Annotated in this window: 22 protein-coding genes; all 22 read right to left on the minus strand. The window is 42.0% G+C overall.

Annotation, left to right across the window (positions count from 1 at the left end; all coding sequences use genetic code 11):
* Nucleotides 1–66: 66 nt before the first annotated feature.
* The 22 genes from JJ692_RS12820 to nusA all read right to left on the minus strand — a co-directional run bounded on the left by JJ692_RS12820 (nucleotide 67) and on the right by nusA (nucleotide 20,830).
* Nucleotides 67–303: a YlzJ-like family protein gene (locus JJ692_RS12820; RefSeq protein WP_008344712.1), complete on the minus strand. Its 237-nt coding sequence runs from the start codon at nucleotides 301–303 to the stop codon at nucleotides 67–69.
* On the minus strand, nucleotides 300–1,028 hold the full coding sequence (locus JJ692_RS12825; RefSeq protein WP_206533848.1) for a ClpP family protease: 729 nt from the start codon (nucleotides 1,026–1,028) through the stop codon (nucleotides 300–302). The genes JJ692_RS12820 and JJ692_RS12825 overlap by 4 nt, the downstream gene beginning before the upstream one ends.
* Nucleotides 1,029–1,148: 120 nt before the next feature.
* Nucleotides 1,149–2,816: a ribonuclease J2 gene (gene rnjB / locus JJ692_RS12830; protein WP_012010007.1), complete on the minus strand. Its 1,668-nt coding sequence runs from the start codon at nucleotides 2,814–2,816 to the stop codon at nucleotides 1,149–1,151.
* A 171-nt stretch (nucleotides 2,817–2,987) separates the two neighbouring features.
* A complete protein-coding gene (gene dapA / locus JJ692_RS12835) occupies nucleotides 2,988–3,854 on the minus strand; it encodes a 4-hydroxy-tetrahydrodipicolinate synthase (RefSeq protein ID WP_024427012.1) in 867 nt (288 codons plus the stop codon).
* 30 nt (nucleotides 3,855–3,884) lie between these two features.
* On the minus strand, nucleotides 3,885–5,099 hold the full coding sequence (gene dapG, locus JJ692_RS12840) for an aspartate kinase (protein WP_024424126.1): 1,215 nt from the start codon (nucleotides 5,097–5,099) through the stop codon (nucleotides 3,885–3,887).
* 92 nt (nucleotides 5,100–5,191) lie between these two features.
* The gene (gene asd, locus JJ692_RS12845) at nucleotides 5,192–6,211 is read right to left on the minus strand and encodes an aspartate-semialdehyde dehydrogenase (protein WP_024427010.1); all 1,020 of its coding nucleotides are present in this window, start codon (nucleotides 6,209–6,211) and stop codon (nucleotides 5,192–5,194) included.
* Nucleotides 6,212–6,350: 139 nt separating this feature from the next.
* The gene (dpaB, locus tag JJ692_RS12850; RefSeq protein ID WP_024427009.1) at nucleotides 6,351–6,944 is read right to left on the minus strand and encodes a dipicolinate synthase subunit B; all 594 of its coding nucleotides are present in this window, start codon (nucleotides 6,942–6,944) and stop codon (nucleotides 6,351–6,353) included.
* Entirely contained in the window at nucleotides 6,941–7,843 is a 903-nt protein-coding gene (gene dpaA / locus JJ692_RS12855) for a dipicolinic acid synthetase subunit A (RefSeq protein ID WP_206533849.1), read from the minus strand. Before dpaA ends, dpaB begins: the two co-directional genes overlap by 4 nt.
* Nucleotides 7,844–7,968: 125 nt before the next feature.
* The gene (locus tag JJ692_RS12860; protein ID WP_073205208.1) at nucleotides 7,969–8,238 is read right to left on the minus strand and encodes a YlmC/YmxH family sporulation protein; all 270 of its coding nucleotides are present in this window, start codon (nucleotides 8,236–8,238) and stop codon (nucleotides 7,969–7,971) included.
* A 71-nt stretch (nucleotides 8,239–8,309) separates the two neighbouring features.
* Nucleotides 8,310–9,233 (minus strand): aminoglycoside phosphotransferase family protein, encoded by a 924-nt coding sequence (locus JJ692_RS12865; protein ID WP_206533850.1) that lies wholly within the window; start codon nucleotides 9,231–9,233, stop codon nucleotides 8,310–8,312.
* 72 nt (nucleotides 9,234–9,305) lie between these two features.
* Nucleotides 9,306–10,535: a M16 family metallopeptidase gene (locus tag JJ692_RS12870; protein WP_024424132.1), complete on the minus strand. Its 1,230-nt coding sequence runs from the start codon at nucleotides 10,533–10,535 to the stop codon at nucleotides 9,306–9,308.
* A 33-nt stretch (nucleotides 10,536–10,568) separates the two neighbouring features.
* Entirely contained in the window at nucleotides 10,569–11,522 is a 954-nt protein-coding gene (locus tag JJ692_RS12875; RefSeq protein ID WP_056766474.1) for a polysaccharide deacetylase family protein, read from the minus strand.
* A gap of 124 nt (nucleotides 11,523–11,646) precedes the next feature.
* On the minus strand, nucleotides 11,647–13,764 hold the full coding sequence (gene pnp / locus JJ692_RS12880; protein WP_024424134.1) for a polyribonucleotide nucleotidyltransferase: 2,118 nt from the start codon (nucleotides 13,762–13,764) through the stop codon (nucleotides 11,647–11,649).
* A gap of 181 nt (nucleotides 13,765–13,945) precedes the next feature.
* Nucleotides 13,946–14,215, minus strand: coding sequence for a 30S ribosomal protein S15 (gene rpsO, locus JJ692_RS12885; RefSeq protein WP_008354438.1), 270 nt, complete (start codon nucleotides 14,213–14,215; stop codon nucleotides 13,946–13,948).
* Between the two features lie 140 nt (nucleotides 14,216–14,355).
* Nucleotides 14,356–15,321, minus strand: coding sequence for a bifunctional riboflavin kinase/FAD synthetase (gene ribF, locus JJ692_RS12890; RefSeq protein WP_056766472.1), 966 nt, complete (start codon nucleotides 15,319–15,321; stop codon nucleotides 14,356–14,358).
* 17 nt (nucleotides 15,322–15,338) lie between these two features.
* Nucleotides 15,339–16,268 (minus strand): tRNA pseudouridine(55) synthase TruB, encoded by a 930-nt coding sequence (gene truB / locus JJ692_RS12895; RefSeq protein WP_024424136.1) that lies wholly within the window; start codon nucleotides 16,266–16,268, stop codon nucleotides 15,339–15,341.
* 68 nt (nucleotides 16,269–16,336) lie between these two features.
* Nucleotides 16,337–16,687, minus strand: a complete 351-nt coding sequence (gene rbfA / locus JJ692_RS12900) for a 30S ribosome-binding factor RbfA (RefSeq protein ID WP_007499525.1) — start codon at nucleotides 16,685–16,687, stop codon at nucleotides 16,337–16,339.
* Nucleotides 16,688–16,704: 17 nt separating this feature from the next.
* Nucleotides 16,705–16,983: a DUF503 domain-containing protein gene (locus tag JJ692_RS12905; RefSeq protein WP_024424137.1), complete on the minus strand. Its 279-nt coding sequence runs from the start codon at nucleotides 16,981–16,983 to the stop codon at nucleotides 16,705–16,707.
* On the minus strand, nucleotides 16,980–19,100 hold the full coding sequence (gene infB, locus JJ692_RS12910) for a translation initiation factor IF-2 (protein WP_025092597.1): 2,121 nt from the start codon (nucleotides 19,098–19,100) through the stop codon (nucleotides 16,980–16,982). The genes JJ692_RS12905 and infB overlap by 4 nt, the downstream gene beginning before the upstream one ends.
* 19 nt (nucleotides 19,101–19,119) lie before the next feature.
* Nucleotides 19,120–19,422 (minus strand): YlxQ family RNA-binding protein, encoded by a 303-nt coding sequence (locus JJ692_RS12915; RefSeq protein WP_206533851.1) that lies wholly within the window; start codon nucleotides 19,420–19,422, stop codon nucleotides 19,120–19,122.
* Nucleotides 19,415–19,699: an RNase P modulator RnpM gene (rnpM, locus tag JJ692_RS12920; protein WP_024424139.1), complete on the minus strand. Its 285-nt coding sequence runs from the start codon at nucleotides 19,697–19,699 to the stop codon at nucleotides 19,415–19,417. Before rnpM ends, JJ692_RS12915 begins: the two co-directional genes overlap by 8 nt.
* A 15-nt stretch (nucleotides 19,700–19,714) precedes the next feature.
* Nucleotides 19,715–20,830 carry a transcription termination factor NusA gene (gene nusA, locus JJ692_RS12925; protein WP_024424140.1) on the minus strand — a complete coding sequence of 372 codons (1,116 nt, stop codon included), beginning with the start codon at nucleotides 20,828–20,830 and terminating at the stop codon, nucleotides 19,715–19,717.
* Between the last annotated feature and the right edge of the window lie 26 nt (nucleotides 20,831–20,856).

The raw sequence follows: 20,856 nt of genomic DNA on the forward strand, positions 1-20,856 counted from the left end.
CAGAAAGAAAGCAGCCTGGTTTTGGCTGCATCTTGTTGTAAGTTTTCCCTTTATTATAGCATAGAATCATTCATATGAGTCGGTTTGATTGGTGCCTAAATGTAACTTCAATCGCTTGCCTGGTGCAAGCTCTTGATTGAGAAAATCCATTGGATTGGTGCTCATGACTTGAACGATTTCTGCTTCATCTTCTTTCATTTCAACCATCACTGGCACACCTTGAATGTTTACCTGTTGGAGTTTGCGTTCTCCCTGTTCCTCAGCGTAAATGGCTTCATATGGCATAGGCGTATATAAAATCATTGGATCAGCCCCTCGTTTTGAGATGCCCTGTCTCCGATAAGTTCGTTCAACTTTTTAATCGCTTGTCCTACACCGCCCACTTCATTCATGAGTCCGTATTCTGCTGCCTCATGACCAACGACATTTGTTCCGATGTCTCTCGTCAAATTGCCTTTTGAGAACATGAGCTCTTTAAACTTCTCTTCTGTAATGTTGGAGTGGCTTGTGACAAAGTTAATGACTCTTTCCTGCATTTTATCTAAGTATTCAAAGGTTTGCGGAACACCAATCACAAGACCTGTTAAACGCACAGGATGAATGGTCATCGTAGCTGTTTCTGCAATATACGAATAGTCACACGATACAGCAATCGGGACCCCTATCGAGTGGCCGCCGCCAAGCACAATCGAGACAGTTGGCTTTGATAAAGAAGCAAGCATTTCTGCAATCGCAAGTCCCGCTTCAACATCTCCCCCTACTGTATTTAAGATGATCAGAAGACCTTCTATTTTAGGGTTTTGTTCAACGGCTACGATTTGTGGAATGACATGTTCGTATTTGGTTGTTTTATTTTGCGGTGGAAGCTGCATATGGCCTTCAATTTGTCCAATAATGGTGAGGCAATGGATATTTGTATCTTGCGGCAGCTGCGGAACGGCTGTTTCACCAAGCTGCTGTATTTTGCTCATAATGCTGTCTTTTTCTTCTTGCTTTCGCTCAGGCTGCTGTTCATTCTTTTCGTCCATTTGTCTCCATCCTTTCCTCAAACTCTTCTCCTATTATGAACAAATAGGGCATATTCCATCCGCATTCCTCATGCCACATCAAAAAAGCCCAAAGAGCTTATGCTCCTTGGGCTTTTCTCATCACACTTCCATAATAATTGGAATGATCATCGGCTTACGTTTTGTTTTTTCATAAAGGAATTGATTTAGCACATCGCGCATGGATTGTTTCAATGTTGACCATTCAACAATTGAGTTTTCCGTTTGCTCTTTGACAATCCCTTTGACCATTTCTGTTGCTTTCACAATCAGCTCTTCGGATTCTCTTACATAGACAAATCCTCTTGTGATGATTTCAGGTCCAGAAATTAATTGTTTCTTTTGTTTATCGAGCGTAATGACAACAATCAAGATGCCGTCTTGAGACAATAGACGTCTATCGCGTAACACGATGTTTCCGATATCACCAACGCCAAGACCATCGATCAAAATGTTTCCTTGGTGAACTTTTTCACCGATTTTGACATTCTGTCCTCTAAACTCAACAACATCTCCTTTATCAATCAAGAAAATGTCACTGCGTTTCATGCCTACTTCTTCAGCAATACGAGAATGTGCTTTTTGCATACGATATTCGCCATTCACCGGAATTAAATACTTCGGTTTTAGTAAGTTCAGCATTAGCTTTAACTCTTCTTGGCAGCCATGTCCAGATACATGTACACGTTTTTGCGCAAAAATGACTTGTGCTCCGCTTCTTGTAAGGAAATCCACTGTTTTAGAGTATGTGAGTTCTTGTCCAGGAAGAGGTGTAGATGCAATCACAACTGTATCATCTTTTTCAATATGAAGCTGTTTGTGATTTTGCTTCGCCATTTTTGTTAAAGCAGCAAGCGGCTCTCCGTGGCTTCCAGCGGTCAGGATAACCACGTCGTTTTTCGCCATTTTCTTCACTTCTTGAACGGGTACAAATAATTCTTCGTCTGCTGTAACATAACCAAGCTTGATCGCCAGCTGAAGGGTTGTCATCATATTTTTCCCTGCAACGGCAAGCTTACGGCCATTTTGATTTGTTGCATTAATGATTTGCTGCACGCGGTTAATATTAGATGAAGACACAGCAACAATCACACGATTTTCAGCATTGTACATCGCATTTGAGATTTCGTCTTGGACGAGCGCCTCAGAAGGTGTATAGCCTGGTTTTTCAGCATTTGCACTGTCTGAAAGTAGTGCTAAAACGCCGTTGTTTCCAATTTTCGCAATCTCTCCGATGTCACAGGCTTGGTTAAGCGCTGGGGTTTGATCAAATTTAAAATCACCTGTGCATACGATTGAACCAAGAGAGGTTTTGAAGCTGATCCCAACTGAATCAGGAATGCTGTGATTCGTTCTAAAGAACGATACTTTTGTTGTTTCAAAAGTAATAACTGATTTTGCATGTACCTCACGCAAATCAGCTTTTTGATTGAAGCCATACTGCTTTAATTTTTCTCGAAGTAACGCAAGGGTCAGCTTCGTTCCGTAGACTGGTACAGACAATTTGCTCAAGCAATGGAATACGCCTCCGATTGCTTCATCATGTCCGTGGGTAAGAAAAATTGCTTTCACCCGATCAGCACGCTCTGTTAAATAAGAGATATCAGGAATGACGACGTCAATGCCCAGCATTTCATTTTCTGGATGCATTAAACCTGCATCTACTACATATATGTCCGAATCAATCTCAATGACATATAGGTTTTTTCCGATTTCTCCAACGCCTCCGAGTGCAATAATTCTTACGTTCTCTGTATTTTTCTTTTTCAAAATTCTTATCCTCCTAGTCTCAAGCCCGTCCATCATCGCTTAATGCTATTATAACTGAATCTAATTTTAGAAAACAAGATGAAGTCACATTTTAAGAAAGTGTTTATGTATAAAAAACGGTCATACTCAGGGACATCTGAGAATGACCGCTTACGAAATCTTTTGTTTTGATCAGCTGTTTAAAACGCTGCTTAAATCCAGTCTCTCTTCTTCTGACAAAGGCAAAAGCGGAAGACGAACAGATCCGACGTCTAGTCCTTTCAGCTGAAGGGCTGTTTTGACAGGCGTTGGATTTGGTGCTGAGAAAAGCTGTTTCATGATTGGAAGCAGCTTTTGGTGGATCAATGCTGCATTCGCTGTTTGGCCTGAAGCATAGCTTTTCAGCATTTGCTGCATATCCAGTCCTACGATATGAGACGCAACAGAGACAACTCCTTTTGCACCAACAGATACAGCCGGAAGTGTTAAGCTGTCGTCCCCTGAATATACGTCGAAATCTTCTGGCGTCTCTGCAATGATTTTTGTCATAGCATCAAGATCGCCGCTTGCTTCTTTAATGGCAACAATGTTAGGTATTTGCGCAAGCTTAATCGTTGTTTCTGGTGCTAATGAAGCTGCCGTTCTTCCTGGTACATTGTAAAGCATGACAGGAAGAGATGTAGACTCGGCAATGGCTTTAAAGTGTGCATACATGCCTTCCTGTGATGGCTTGTTGTAATAAGGTACGACAAGCATCACTGCATCAACGCCCGCTTCTTCTGCTTTTTTCGTTAGTTTGATAGACGCATTTGTATTATTACTGCCTGTTCCTGCAATGATTTTACAACGACCATTTGCTAATTTGACCGATTGCTGAAAAAGAGCGACTTTTTCTTCATTCGATAAAGTTGGCGATTCGCCTGTTGTCCCTGCAACGACTAAGGAGTCACTGCCGTTTTTTAACAAGTAATCAATGAGAATTGATAGCTTTTGGAAATCGATGTTGCCCTTTTTATCAAAAGGTGTAATCATAGCTGTTGCGATATTTCCGAAATTCATTTTTTTCACCTCATCATGATTCAATCACATTTATCTTGAAAGTTCAAACACTTCATGCAGGGCATTGACAGCCGCTCTCATGTTTTCTTCGTTCACTAACACCCAAATGGTCGTATGACTGTCAGCCGATTGTAAAATCGGAATGTTTTGCTCGGATAGAGCTGTTACAATTTTAGATGTGACACCTGGTACACCCATAATGCCTGCGCCAACAGCTGATACTTTCGCACAATTTGTTGTCACAATTGGTGTATAGCCAAGATCTTTTAGGATCGACGTTGCCTTTTCAGTCATTGCACCTGTCACTGTATACACAATTTCACTCGGTGTGATGTTGAAGAAGTCGACACTGATTTGTGCGTTTGCCATTGCTTTGAAGACCTCTGTTTGTACGCTGTACTGACCTTCTTTTGCAGGGACTTTGATTTGTGTCACATCATTGACATGTGCAATACCCGTAATGAGGCGGTCATACACATCATGGCTCATTTTATCGGAGTAGTGTGATGTAACGAGTGTGCCCTCATCATCAGAGTATGTTGAACGGACCCTCATTGGTACTTTTGCCTGCATCGCAATTTCGACAGCTCGCGGGTGAATGACTTTTGCCCCTTGATATGCAAGGTTGCAAATTTCTGTATATGTCACGACTCTTAGCGGTTTTGCATTTTCAACAATGCGGGGATCTGCTGTCATAACGCCTTCTACATCTGTAAAAATATCAATAAAGTCCGCCTGCAATGCAGCGCCTAAAGCAGCAGCGGACGTATCACTGCCACCTCGTCCGATTGTTGTCACGTCTCCATTTTTCGCAGCTCCCTGGAACCCAGCGACAACGACAACATCATGTTCAGAGAGTGCTGCCTCCAGACGTTCGCACTTCATGTCAATAATTTTCGCACTTGTATGCTCCTTATCTGTCACAAAGCCCGCCTGAGCTCCAGTCATCGCTACAGCCTTTAGCCCATTTTCATTCAGCATACTTGAAAACACAACAGCTGAGATATTCTCTCCGCAGGAAACAAGCAAGTCTTTTTCTCGATTTGTCATGTTCTGCGCGCTGCCGTAAAGCAGACCAAGCAGCGTATCTGTCGCATAGGGATCACCTTTTCGTCCCATTGCAGAAACGACAACAACCGACTTATAGCCTTTCTCTTTTGCAGATAAGATATGTGCAAGTGCCCTTTTTCTACCTTGATCATCTTTGACAGATGTACCGCCAAATTTTTGGACAATTATTTTCACTGTTTTCACTCCAAGTTCATTCTGACGTAACAGAAGAGAGCAGGCGAAAGATGCCTAACTCTCTTCTGTTCGTCCTCATCATCCATTGAATGTTAAACTAATTTTAATGCTTTTAAACTTTCTGCAATTTGAACTGAGTTCCATGCAGCGCCTTTAAGCAGGTTATCAGATACAATCCACATATGGAACCCGTTTGGACGGTCCAAATCTTTCCGAATGCGGCCGACAAATACGTCGTTTTTCCCAACAGCATCTGCAGGCATTGGATAAATTTGCTGAGACGGATCATCTTGCAGCGTAATTCCTGGTGCATCTTTTAGAATTGATTTGAGGTCTTCCACTGTTGCATCATTTGATTCTAGTTCGACGTAGACAGATTCTGAATGGCCTGTTTCAATTGGAAGCCTTACGCATGTTGCCGCTACTTCCAGCTCAGGCATATGCATGATTTTTTTCGTTTCGTTGATCATTTTCATTTCTTCGAATGTATAACCGTTGTCTTGGAATTTATCAATTTGCGGGATCGCATTAAATGCAATTTGATAAGGCATGACTTCTGGTGTTACATCCTCTTTATTTAAAATGGCTTGTGATTGGCTGTATAGTTCGTCAATGGCTTCATGTCCCGCACCTGATACTGCTTGATACGTAGAGACAATGACTTTTTTCATTCCATATGCCTGACGAAGCGGTTCTAATGCCGCTACCATTTGAATCGTTGAACAGTTAGGGTTTGCAATGATCCCTTGATGATCATGCAAATCTTTTTCGTTTACCTCTGGTACGACAAGAGGGATGTTTTCGTCCATACGAAAAGCACTTGTGTTGTCAACAACAATCGCACCTCGTTTGACTGCTTCAGGAGCCAGCGCTTTAGAAACATTTCCTCCAGCACTGAATAATGCGATGTTCACTCCTTCAAAGCTTTCAGGTGTTGCTTCCTGAACAGTGTACTCTTGACCTCTGAATGTCACTTTTGTTCCAGCAGAACGTTTTGAGGATAGTAGAGTAAGTGTATCCATTTCAAAATCTCTGTCAGCTAGTGTTTTTAACATTTGTTGACCGACAGCTCCAGTCGCTCCAACTACAGCTACATGCAATCCTCTTCCCATCAGTAAAACTCCTTCCGACCCATCCATGATTCTTTTCTTTCGGATGGCCATCCTATGACTTTTTACATTTTATTTTACCATAGAAAAGCAAGGCTTGAAGCATCTTTTTTGAATCTTTCATGATTTTCTAGTGAATCTATTATTCGTTTGGTCCAATTAAAATTGGCTGAATTTGTCTATGCTGGAGTGCCTCTTCTACTGTTTGAGATAGCAGATCCATGTTCGCGACCATAGAGGTCGGTTTTTTGAATGGATCATCCTGACCAAACGGAATAAAGAAAATATTCTTTGTCGACATCAGCCTCATCAGATTTGTACCATTTAAACCTAACGCATCATTTGTTGAGATACCTAAAACGACTGGTCGATGATTCCGTATGGTTGCTTTAGCAGCCATTAAAACAGGACTGTCTGTCATAGCATTTGCAAATTTCGCCATCGAGTTACCAGTTAAAGGAGCAATGACCATACAATCAAGCGGCAGCTTAGGTCCGAGCGGCTCTGCTTTCACGATTGAGTCAATCGCTTGAAATCCAGTCAGCTTCTCAATCCGCTCGATCCACTCGGCTCCATCTCCAAATCTCGTATTCGTGCTCTGCACCGTGTACGACACCACTGGACGCACCTCTGCCCCTTCTTTTACAAGCGCTTCGATTTGCGGAAAAACAGCTTCATACGTACAGTGGGAACCTGTTAAACCAAAGCCGATTCTTTTCCCTTTTAATGTTGTCATGATTCCATCCCCCTTTTTTCCTCCGCAAGTTCACATAAAAGCCCGGAAAGCACTTTTGCAATGATTTGTCCTGCTGTTTTTGGTGCAACAATCCCCGGGAGTCCTGGTGCAAGAAGTGCCTTCACTCCGTGCTTTTGTGCAAAGTCAAAGTCTGTTCCGCCTGGGCGTGAGGCGATATCCAAAATGAGTGTCTTTGGTGTCATGCTGACGATGACAGATGAATCTAATACAAGACTTGGAATGGTATTGATGATAATATCAACATCCGTTACTTCCTCTTTTAACTGGTCCATTGAAAATGGATTAAGCCCCATCTCAAATGCCCGCGCTAAATGTGCTGTGTCTGCCGCCCCTACTTTTACGTCTGCCCCTAGTGCCCGAAATGTGCGGGCAATGGTGAGTCCTGTTCTTCCAAGTCCGAGAACAGCGACATGAGACCCGTGAATCGTATAGTCCGTTTGCTGAATGGCCATCATGATAATTCCTTCAACTGTTGGAATAGAGTTATATATGGCAATATCATCTCGCTCAAACAGCTTCACAAGCTTCCGGTTCACCTGCTTTGCCAGATTGTCTAAGTACGTATTTGAAATACCTGAGTACAAGATACAATGGGCAGGGGTTCTTTCTAAATATTTAGATTCCAGCAAGACCTGCTCGTTTGAAAAAACGGTAGCAACAGCGCCTTCATCCGTTGTCCCAGATACTGGAAGAATCATACTGTCTACTTGTTCGAATGGAAGTTCAGACATTTTCAGCTTTTCAGCACCGATAAATCCATGATCCAGTTGGTCAAACCCAACCAAAAATACTTTGGCATGCTGCTGTGACAACTTGCGAATAATTTCAAGCTGCCTTGCATCTCCCCCGATCACCGCAACCGTTAAACCGCTCAACATACTGACCGTTCACCTTCTTTATTTAAAAAAGTCTGTAATATTTTCTGAATCTCCCTTTCAGCATATGAGGAGAGGATTCAGCCTGTGAACGAATCAGAGAGAGAAAAGAAAAAGAGCACCCATTATTATGGGTGCTCTTTTTCTCCGTGCGGCTGAAGTTCTTCAGGCACATCGAGAATGATCATATCTGATCCTATTTTTTGAATGTGATTCCACGGGACGCGGATGTCATTTCCTTGTTTTCGAAAGCCAAACCACTTCACGGAAGGTATAATGAGTGCTGTAATTTGACCGTCCTGTTCATTGATTTCAAGGTCGGTTTGTCCAAGCACGCCAAGCCGCTCCGCTCTTTTAATATCGACGATCTCTTTTCCTGACAGTTCACTCAGCCTCAAAATCGCATCACTTCCCTTCCGTATCATATATGCAGCAAAAGGAAGAAATAGACCGTCCTGCTCTTTTCAAGTTATGTATGATGTGAGTTGGTATACCAAACAGGCTTAAGTTGATGAAAGCAATTATGATCTTTTAGCATTCTCTCCACTCGTTTCACCATGTCTTTTACATGTCCCGGATCATAGGAAAGCGACCAGATGATAGATGAAAAGCAGCTCATTGCTGTATAGATGGAAAAAAGAAGCCAAAAATGGTTTGTGGACTGCGTACTCACGTATTGATCCAGTTGTCCAGCTGAGAACGGAATGCTGCTTTCTCGACTAAATAAGGACAATTTATAAAAGTCATGAACCGGGTCGCCCCAGTCGGATTGATCGAAATCAATCACACCGGCATATTGATTACCTTGTATGATAATATTCCCTAAATGAAAATCATCATGCTGGAACTGGTTAGGCCTCTCTTTTACCGCATCAACATTCGACTTGATAAAATCTAATACAAACTGATCATTGGAAAACGTCACGCCACTTGATTGATAGGCATGTACATACCGTTCATGTTTTGCCATGACTTTCTCATCCCACGGACGAACATGAGAAGGTGCACGGCATGTATGCATCAAACTTAGCTCTCTGGCTGCCCGCCTCCCGATTTCATACTGCTCTTCATTTGTAAGTAGATGGATGGAGTCTCTAGCATTCTCGCCTTCGATAAAGGAGAAAATACGATAGGTACAGTTTAGTTCAGCACTCATTCCAATCTCAATCACTTCAGAACAAAGAATCCCTCGATCTTTTAACTTCCGCTGAAATGATGCTTTTCTTTTATAGCGCGAATACGTTTGAATGTCTGATAACTTAAGCACCAGCTTTTCACTAGATGATATTGTAACCAAAAAGGTGCGATCTCCCGAAAAACCAGATGTCATGGCTTGGAAAGAAATAGCTTGTGTCAGAAGTGGAGAGAGCTGTTTCAGCTTTTCATGTTCCATGAAAGCAGAACCCCTTTCTTCTTTACCTACAATAAAACGGCAGACTTTTTTGAGTCTGCCGTGTTGTTTACATTATGATGGCTGATCACCTGTCGGACTAATAAGCGAGAGCGCATAATCTTCTGTAAAGATACGTTTAGATAAGTTATTCACGCCATCTAATGTGACGCTGTTGATTTCATCAATAATTTCATCGAGTGTCCGATGTTTGCCAAGGAGCAGTTCATTTTTACCGTTTCGGCTCATTTTGCTGTTTGTGCTTTCAAGGCTGAGCATAAGGTTGCCTTTCATTTGCTCCTTAGAGTTCTCTAGTTCTTTCTGCGTGATTCCTTCACGCTTTAAGACGTCTAATGTTTGTAAGATGGTCTCAGAGAGCAGGTTTAGCTGCTTCGCTCCAGTCCCGCCATAAATCGTCAGCATTCCATTATCTGCAAATGAACTGTGATAGCTGAAGACGGAATAAGCAAGTCCTTTGTCCTCTCTTACATCTTGGAATAATCGGCTGCTCATGCTTCCGCCAAGAACATTATTTAAGACGATTAAGTCATAGATGCCCTTATCTCCAGCTGGAAGGCCATTAAAGCCCAGGCATAGGTGCGCTTGTTCCGTTTCCTTTTTGCGTGTGAGCTTGTCATAATGAAATGTTGGAGCTTCTACAGGCTGCTTCTTCCCTTTTCCTTCATAAGAACCGAACAGCTTTTCAACCTCACGAATAAAGGTCTCATCTACGTTCCCTGCAACAGAGATCACGACGCGGTCCGGCGTATAGAATTCATCCATATATTTTCTAAGTGAGTCTCCGTTAAAGGTAGAGAGTGTTTCCTCTGTTCCTAAAATCGGATATCCTAATGAATGATCACCATAAATGGCTTTGCTTAATAAATCATGAACGATGTCATCAGGAGTATCCTCATACATTTTAATTTCTTCGTACACCACATTTTTTTCTTTTTTCAGCTCTTCTTCATCAAAAGCTGAGTGAAAGAACATGTCGCTTAATACATCGAGGGCGTAGCCAGCATGTGAATCAAGCACCTTCGCATAGTAGCAAGTGTATTCTTTTGATGTAAAGGCATTCACCTGACCACCAATGCGGTCAAAGGATTCTGCGATATCACGTGCAGATCTTGTCTTTGTCCCTTTAAAAAACATATGCTCTAAAAAGTGTGAGATCCCATTAATTTCAGGTGTCTCATGTCTAGAGCCTGTTCCAATCCAGACGCCAATTGCGACAGACCTTACAGTGGGATTGTTTTCGAGTACAATTCTTACTCCGTTTTGGCATGTATACGTTTTGACCAAGTTTTGCTCCTCCTATTCAACAAACAGATCGCATCACGGATGTCTTTTTTCACTTAGGAGGTCAGAAACCGTCCCTAATTCATATCCTCTTTCCTTGATTTGAGTGATAAGTGCGTCAAGACTTTTCGCTGTTGCATCTGTTGGATGCATTAATATCATCGCCCCATTGTGAATTTTCCCAAGCACCCGCTTTTGTAAAATAGCCGGGGATGGTTTTTGCCAGTCGATGGTGTCTACTGTCCACATAATGGTTTCCATGCCTTCTTGTTTGGCAAGCTTGACTGTTTCTTCTTTAAAGCTGCCGCTTGGAGGCGCAAACCATTTTGGTTTCTTCCCAAGGGATTCTTCAATTTGGCGATTTGTTTTCGTTATCTGCTCTAATGCTCGTTCTCTTGTCAGTGTGCGCATATCTGGGTGATTGTATGAATGATTTCCAATTTCATGACCATCTGCCACGATTTTTTTAGCAAGCTCTGTGCTTTTTTTCACCCATTTGCCTTCTAAGAAAAAGGTCGCCTTGACTTGATGCTTTTCCAGCGTCTTTAACATGTTGATTAAATGCTCGTCACCCCAAGCTACGTTGATGAGGAATGCATTCATTTTTTTATCCGGATGTCCCTTATAAATGGGCTCTGCACCAAGCTCATGTAAATGAATAGATGGTTTTGTTTCATTAAAAACAAGCAGCTTTTCATCGAATGACCCCTGTTTCTTCATTTTTTCATAAGAGGCATCGATATCAACTGTCTGTCCATTTAAGCCAGGCATCTTTTTCCACACTTTATCAATCTTAGCATTTTGCGCCTTTACTTCATAGTCAGAAGACTTCGATTCAATTTCCTGAAATAAAATATCTTTTGAAACAGATGCAACCTCGGCATGCTCTTTCATTGATTCAATATATGTAACAGCAGCCGGCTGCTTCATCGTTTGATATGACACGAGCAGTAAAAATACAAACACAATGAATGGTAACGTTTTTTTCAATGGTTGTCCCTCCCCTTTACCACAAATTATGACGGGGAGAAACAAGCTAGAACTATTGTTAGCGCAAGAAAAGAAAGAAGCCTGGCACGGATACCTGGCTTCTAACACATTTTATTTGATCTCATTAAGACTGCTTTTCTTCTTTTTCCTTTTCTTCACGTAAAACAGCTTTCCGAGAAAGGTTCACACGGCCTTGTTTATCGATTTCAGTGACTTTGACAAGTAATTCATCGCCAAGTTTCACGACATCTTCTACTTTGCCCACACGCTCAAGCGCAAGCTCAGAAATATGAACAAGTCCATCTTTTCCGCTGAAGATTTCAAGGAAGGCACCGAATTTTTCAATGCGTTTGACTTTACCTAAGTAAAGCTGTCCTACTTCAACTTCTCTCACAAGATCTTCAATGATTTTCTTCGCTTTTTGGTTCATATCTTCTTCTGTAGAAGATATGAAGATTGTACCATCTTGTTCAATATCGATTTTCACACCGGTATCTTCAATAATTTTATTGATTTGTTTACCGCTTGGTCCAATGACATCGCGAATTTTATCCGGATTGATTGTCATCGTTAAGATTTTAGGTGCATAACGAGACAATTCTCCTCTAGAAGCAGGAATCGTTGACAGCATGCTGTCTAAGATTTCCATTCTTCCTTTTTTCGCTTGTTGAAGAGCCTCTTCTAAGATGTCTTTTGACAAGCCATCGATTTTGATGTCCATTTGAAGGGCTGTGACACCTTTTGATGTACCTGCCACTTTAAAGTCCATATCTCCAAGTGCATCTTCCATTCCTTGAATGTCTGTCAGCACTGTGTAGTATTCCCCAGATTTCACAAGTCCCATTGCAATCCCTGCAACTGGTGCTTTAATTGGAACACCCGCATCCATCATCGCAAGTGTGCTTGCGCAGATACTTGCTTGTGAAGTAGATCCGTTAGATTCTAATACCTCTGAAACGAGGCGAACCGTATAAGGGAAATCTTTTTCGGATGGAATGACTGGTTCTAGTGCACGTTCACCTAGTGCACCATGTCCGATCTCACGACGGCCTGGACCGCGCATTGGACCTGTCTCACCAACACTGAATTGCGGGAAGTTGTAATGGTGCATGAAGCGTTTTGATTCTTCAACACCTAGACCATCAAGAATTTGCACATCGCCAAGTGCACCTAATGTACAAATACTGAGGGCCTGTGTTTGTCCTCTTGTAAATAGGCCTGAACCGTGCGTTCTTGGCAGAAGTCCTACTTCTGAAGAAAGTGGACGGATTTGATCTACGCCGCGTCCATCTGGACGTACTTTCTCTTCAGTGATCAGACGGCGAACTTCGTTTTTGACAAGCTTGTTTAATACATCTTTTGCTTGTTTAATCGTTGCTTCGTCACGTTCTTCTGCTTCAAACTTCTCAACTACAGCTTTTTTCACAGCACTGATTGCATCCTCACGCGCATGCTTCTCATGTACTTGAATCGCTTTCAGCAGGTCAGCTTCAGCAAGTGCTTTTACTTCGTCTGCTAACGTTTGATCTACTTCATATAAAGGAATATCGATTTTTTCTTTACCGACTGCCTTCACAATTTCTTCTTGGAATTCGATTAAGCGTTTAATCTCTTGGTGACCGTACATGATCGCTTCAAGCATTGTCTCTTCCGGTACTTCATCAGCACCAGCTTCTACCATGTTGATCGCATCTTTTGTTCCGGCAACCACAAGATTGATGTCACTTTGTTCAAGCTGCTCCACATTTGGGTTAATGATCAGCTTTCCATCCACTCGTCCTACTGTAACGCCGGCGATTGGTCCCTCAAATGGAATGTCAGACACACATAAAGCTAAAGATGAGCCAAACATTGCAGCCATTTCAGATGAACAATCTTGATCCACACTCATGACGATACTAATGACTTGTACTTCGTTTCTAAATCCATCTGCAAACAGCGGACGAATTGGTCTGTCAATTAAGCGGCTCGCAAGGATAGCCTTTTCACTTGGACGGCCTTCTCTTTTAATGAAGCCGCCAGGAATTTTACCTACTGCGTATAGTCTTTCTTCGTAGTTCACAGTGAGCGGGAAGAAATCAAGTGGTTTTGGTTCTTTAGAAGCTGTTGCTGAGCTAAGCACAGCCGTATCTCCGTAGCGTACGAGGACCGCTCCGTTTGCTTGCTTTGCAAGCTGGCCAGTTTCAACTGTCAGTTGACGTCCAGCCCAGTCTATGGTGAAGACATGTTTCTCTTGTCCCATTCTGAGATAAACTCCTCTCTTATCGTAAAATTTTAGTTAGTTCTTATTATGAACAAAATGATTTTCACATATCAATGTGAAAGCTGTATGTAGAAGGGTATTTGCCATTCTTTCAACATTTTAACCATAAAATATTAGTGATTATACGATAAAAAAGCGGGAATCCTCCCGCTTTTTACGATTATCGACGTAAGCCTAGTTTGTTAATTAACTCACGGTAACGAGTTACGTCTTTATTACGTAGATACGTAAGAAGATTACGACGTCTACCTACCATTTTCAAAAGACCGCGACGTGAGTGGTGATCTTTCTTATGAGTACGTAAATGCTCGTTCAAGTTGTTAATTGATTCTGTTAGGACAGCGATCTGAACTTCTGGAGATCCAGTATCAGATTCGTGTGTTTTGAACTCATTAATTAATTGCGTTTTACGCTCTTGAGTAATTGCCATCCTGTTTCACCTCCAAATCATGTTAGCCCCATCTACCTCGCAGCCGTCGGTGAAGTCGGCCTGCCAAGTAAGTGGTTTTAAAGCTACAGGAATAATCATACTAAAAATATGCTGAATTTGCAAATGGTAGAGCAGTTTTTCTATGATTTTTTTGTTTGCTTATGCTGATCTTGAAAAAACTGAATCGCTTCTTCTTTATCTTGACTGATTTGAGCCGTCAGCTCCTGGATTCCGTTAAATTTTCGTTCACTGCGAATGCGCTTGAACCATTGTAATTTAATCGGCTGGCCATATATTTCTTCGTTAAAATCAAAGAGGTTTACTTCAATGGCAGGCTGATCAGGACGTTTTTCATAAAATGTTGGTTTATAGCCGACATTACAAACACCGTCATATACTTTACCTTTTACTTCTGCTCTTACTGCATATACCCCTGTTGGCGGAATAATGTATTCAGCAGATAAGCCGACATTAGCTGTCGGAAACCCGATCGTCCGTCCGCGTTTGTCTCCATGGATGACAATGCCGCGAAGCTGATAAGGTTTTCCTAAAAGCTCGCTCACATATTCAACATCCCCATTTTTTAATGCGGAACGGATGAGAGTGGAGCTGACTTTTCGGTCTTGATTGGACAGCTTAGGTACGATGGTTGCATTGATACGGCCTTTTCCGTATTCGTCGAACGTTTCCATTGTGCCTGCACCAAAACGGCCAAACGTAAAATCAAACCCCGCTACTGCGTGCTTCACATTCAATTCATCCAAATATTGATCCACAAACTCTTGAGGAGATAGAGCTGCAAAACTCTCGCTGAATTGTACGATGTATAAATAGTCAGCGCCCAGCTGTTCGATAAAATCAATTTTATCCTCAAGCGGTGTAATTAAGTCTTTTGGTTCCCGTGCCTTTTGCAAAACATGTGATGGATGCGGATGAAAGGTCATGACTGCTAAGGCCAATCCTTCTTTTTCCGCAATGCTTTTCGCTTTGTCAATGACTTTTTGATGCCCAAGGTGAACACCGTCAAAGTACCCTAAAGCCATGACAGACGGGACTTGATCCTTTTGATTCAATGTATGTGGGTGTGAAATATGTATAGTCTTCACGAGATGTCACCTTTTCTTTAAGATTGCTTGTCCTGAGATAAGATCTTCGCCGGCTTCATCAGGTTCTGTTTGGTCGGGTGCTTCATATAAATCGCCAGACAACGGCCTGAAGGAGCAAATACAGCGACACGATCCGACTCTGCGAAATGAGCAAATTCATCAGGCATTGGCAGGACTGCACCGTTTTCCACTTTACTTGCTAATGTATCATTTATCTCCCATTTCGGCAAATGATTGAGCGCACGCTCGATCGGGACAAGGTGCTCATCTACAGTTCCTTCCTCGCTTATATCTCGCAGCTCATCCAGCGTGATACATTCATCAAGTGTAAAATCACCAGACCCTGTACGAATGAGATGTGACATGTGGGCTGGAAACCCTAGTTTCTTCCCGATATCAACCGCTAAGGTCCTCACATATGTTCCCTTTGAACATAGAACGGTAAACCTAAATGACACGCTACCATCCTCATATGTGACAGGTGTAGTCCGCTCGATACGGTGAATAGTAATTTCTCGGCTCGGCCGCTCAATTTCAATGCCTTCTCTTGCATATTCATAGAGCTTTTTCCCGCCAATTTTCACAGCAGAAAACATGGGAGGAATTTGTTCAATGGTTCCTTCAAACTGCTTCAGCGCCTCATCAATTTCTTTTTCTGAGATCGGTTTTTCCACCTTTTTTTCTTCTACGATCTCACCTGTTTGGTCTTCTGTTGTTGTAGAAAAGCCAATCGTGATCTCCGCATCATACGTTTTCGATTTATCTGTTAAGTATTCTACAATCTTCGTTGCTCTTCCGATACAAATAGGGAGAACACCTGAAACCTCTGGGTCGAGGGTGCCTGTATGGCCGACTTTTTTTGTGTGCAAAATTTTTCTTACTTTAAACACACAGTCGTGTGAGGTCATGCCTCTTTCTTTATGTAATAAAAGAACACCATTTATCATCTGCGTTCTCTCCTTTCATAAACGATGAAAAAGGACAGACGATCATCGCCTATCCTTATTTCAACGTCTTATTCGTGATCTTTTGTGTTTAATTCAGCAATCAGGCTTTCAATTCGATTTCCGTAATCTACAGATTCGTCGAATTCAAAGTGCAGTTCTGGTGTTTTGCGAAGTCTGATTCGATTGCCAATTTCAGAGCGGATGTACCCTTTAGCCTTTGCAAGACCTTTTAAGGTTTCCTCTCTTTTCTTCTCGTCGCCAAGAACAGAAATGTAGACTTTGGCAATTTGCAAATCACCGGATACTTCGACATCAGTTACAGTCAAAAAGCCGATTCTTGGATCTTTTAGCTTTCTGCCTAAGATGTCGCCCAATTCTTTTTTCATTTGCTCACCCACACGGGTTGCTCTCATACTCATGATCTTATCACCTCTAATTAAAACCACTCAGTTTTCGTGATCGTTCGTTCAATTTCAGGAAAAGAATCGATAAAGCTTAATACACGCTGAAGCTCCTTTTCCACTTGAACCCGAGATGAGGAAATCACGGCGATTCCGATTGATGTACGCTGCCATGTATCCTGGTAATCCATTTCAGCAATGGTTACATTGAATTTATGACGCGTTCTTGTCAATATTCGCTGAAGAACCGCACGTTTTTCCTTCAGTGAGGATGCATCATAGATCATGCACTCACATTCGGTATAACCGATCATTTTCTTTCGATTTCTTGCATAACGAATGATTCCATGACATCACCTTCACGGATATCATTGTATTTCTTAATGGTAATACCACATTCATAGCCTTGTGAAACTTCTTTCACATCATCTTTAAATCGTTTTAACACGTCAACTTCGCCTTCAAAAATAACGACGCCGTCACGGATTAAGCGGATTCCGCTATCTCTTGTAATCGTTCCTTCAGTTACATAACCGCCAGCAATTGTACCGATTTTAGATACTTTGAACGTTTGACGGACTTCAACTTGACCGATGACTTTTTCTTCATATTCAGGGTCAAGCATTCCTTTCATCGCAGCTTCAATTTCATCGATGACTTTATAGATAATGCGGTGCAAGCGGATATCAACGTTCTCAGTCTCAGCTGTGCTCTTCGCATTTCCATCAGGACGTACGTTAAAGCCAATCACGATGGCATTAGAAGCACTTGCTAAAATGATGTCTGATTCTGTAATCGCTCCAACACCCGTATGGATGATTTTCACTTTTACGCCTTCGACTTCAATTTTTTGAAGAGCTGCTGTTAATGCTTCAGCAGAGCCTTGTACGTCTGCTTTCACGATCAAGTTGATATCTTTTACGTCACCTTGTTTGATTTGCTCAAATAGGTCGTCTAGAGATAATTTTGCTTTATCTGAACGCTGTTCGTCCAGCTGTTTAGAAGCACGCGCCTCACCGACTTGACGAGCTGTTTTTTCATCTTTGAATACGAGGAACTGATCCCCTGCATTCGGTACATCGTTTAAACCAGTGATTTCAACAGGTGTAGATGGTCCTGCTGTTTTCACGCGGCGGCCGATGTCATTGACCATTGCACGTACACGGCCAAATGTATTTCCGACAACGATTGGGTCACCTACATGAAGTGTACCTGTTTGAACAAGAAGGGTTGCAACAGAACCTCTTCCTTTATCAAGCTCAGCCTCGATGACAGTCCCTTTTGCCGCACGATTAGGGTTGGCTTTCAGTTCTGCTACTTCGCTGACAAGAAGGATCATTTCGATCAATTCGTCAATGCCTTCACCTGTTTTCGCAGATAGTGGAACGAAAATGGTTTCGCCGCCCCAAGCTTCTGGTACAAGACCATGCTCAGTTAATTCCTGCATCACGCGGTCAGGGTTCGCTGTTGGTTTGTCAATTTTGTTAACAGCGACAATGATTGGCACTTCTGCCGCTTTCGCATGGTTAATCGCTTCAATTGTTTGCGGCATGACACCATCATCAGCTGCAACAACCAGAATGGTCGTATCCGTTACTTCGGCACCACGTGCACGCATCGTTGTAAATGCTGCGTGTCCAGGTGTATCAAGGAATGTAATTTTTTTGCCGTTTTCTTCAATTTGGTATGCACCGATATGCTGCGTGATTCCACCTGCTTCGCCTTCGACGACTTTTGTCTTACGAATGCTGTCAAGAAGAGTTGTTTTCCCGTGGTCAACGTGTCCCATGATCGTTACAACTGGAGGGCGTACTTGCATATCTTCTTCTTTATCTTCAACTTCATACTTTTCAAGTTCAGTTTCTTCTAAAATAATGACTTCCTCTACTGGAACACCATATTCAGAAGCGATTAATTCAACTGTATCTTTATCAAGTTCTTGGTTGATCGTTGCCATGACACCAAGCATCATCAGCTTTTTGATGATTTCAGCTGTTTCTTTTCCAAGCTCATCAGCCAGCTGGCCGACAGTCATTGAATTTGTAAATTCAATTTTTTCAGGAAGCTCTTTTTTAGGCTTCACAGGTCTAGCTTGCTGATGCTGCGGTTTGTTATTTCCACCGCGTTTATTTTTGTTTTTATTTTGGTTGTTGTTTTTTTTGTTTTTATTAAATTGATTATTCTGCACGTCATTCTTCTTTCTATCATTGTTTTTGTTAGATGATTGTTTTTTTTGTTCTGCGGGTTTCTCGTTAGCTGTCTCTTTTGCTTTGGCTTTTTTATAGATAGCGTCTAGCTTTTTCACAGTGTCGTCTTCAAGCGTCGCCATGTGGTTGTTCACTTCCACGTTCATATCCTTAAGCGCTGCTATAATATCTTTACTTGAAACATCTATGGCTTTTGCGTATTCATATACTCTCACTTTAGCCATTCGTTCACCCCCAAATAAATTAATCGAGCAAGCTTATGAGCTTCTTAGCGAAGCCTTGGTCAGTGATAGCGACAACTACGCGAGCTTCTTTCCCAATAGAACGTCCGAGAACGGAACGGTCTTCAACTTTTCTAACCGGAACATTATAAAATTTGCATTTGTCAGATACCTTTTTCTCTGTGTTAGATGAGGCATCTGCTGCAAGAAGAACCAGCTTAGCACGCGCATGTCTAATTTCTTTGATCACCAGATCTTCTCCTGACACGACTTTACGAGCTCGATTTGCTAGACCAAGCAAAGGATACCATTCAGATTCATTCATTAGGTTTTTTCACCTTTTCAGCTAGTTCTAGTAATTCTTCAAATATGTGTTCGTCAATCTGTGTCTGAAATTGCTGCTGTAAACTGCGTTTGTTCTTTGCCGCAAGAATGGTTTCTTTATCGAGAGAAAGGTAAGCTCCGCGTCCGTTCATTTTTCCGGTAGCGTCAACAGACACTTCTCCTTCTTTAGAACGAACAACACGGATCAGTTCTTTCTTTGGTTTCATTTCTCCCGTCACGACGCATTTTCTAAGCGGGATTTTTTTTCGGCTTTTCACCTTTAATATCACCTCTTATTCGTCAGATTCCTCAGCTACTGGTTCAGCCTCTAAGAAAAGAGATTCAGAGTCTTCAGTTCTTGGGAAAATACCGAGTTCCCTTGCATCTGTTTCGCTTTTAATGTCGATTTTCCAGCTAGTCAGCTTCGCTGCAAGGCGGGCATTTTGACCTCTTTTACCAATCGCTAATGACAGCTGATAATCAGGGACAATGACTGTTGTCGCCTTGTCTTCTTCATTCACAATGACATCAAGTACTTTTGATGGACTGAGCGCATTGGCAACAAATTCAACCGGGTCATTAGACCAATGGACAATGTCAATTTTTTCGCCTTTTAGCTCATTGACAATTGCTTGTACACGCTGACCTTTTGGTCCAACACAGGAGCCAACTGGATCAACATCAGGATCATCTGTACGAACAGATATTTTAGAACGGTCCCCAGCTTCTCTAGCAACCGATTTAAGTTCTACAGTACCATCATAAATTTCTGGTACTTCAATTTCAAATAAACGCTTTAAAAGACCTGGATGTGTTCTAGACACATAAATTTGTGGTCCTTTTGTTGTTTTTTCTACTTTTGTAATGAACACTTTAATGCGGTCATGTGGTTTGTATTCTTCATTTGGCATTTGTTCATTGACAGGAAGAAGGGCTTCGATTTTGCCAAGTGACACGTAAATAAATTTACTGTCAATCCGCTGAACGATTCCCGTCATAATGTCTTCCTCGCGGTCGATGAACTCAGTGTAGATCACACCACGCTCTGCTTCTCTCACTCGCTGCGTCACAACTTGTTTCGCTGTCTGAGCTGCAATGCGTCCGAAGTCTTTTGGTGTGACTTCAATCTCAACGACGTCACCAACCATGTAATTCGGGTTAATATTGGCTGCATCATCTACAGAGATTTCAAGGCGAGAATCATACACTTCATCTACAACATCTTTTCTTGCGAACACACGAATCGTTCCCGTTTCGCGGTTTAAATCAACACGAACATTTTGTGCTTGATTAAAATTACGCTTATATGCAGAAATGAGTGCAGCTTCTATCGCTTCAATGATAATTTCTTTACTAATACCCTTCTCTTTCTCAAGAACAGTCAGGGCATCTAACAACTCACTACTCATTTTTATGGTTCCCCCTTATATCAATG

The organism is Bacillus sp. 3a, from assembly GCF_017161885.1.
GTDB classification, from domain to species: Bacteria; Bacillota; Bacilli; order Bacillales; family Bacillaceae; genus Bacillus; species Bacillus safensis.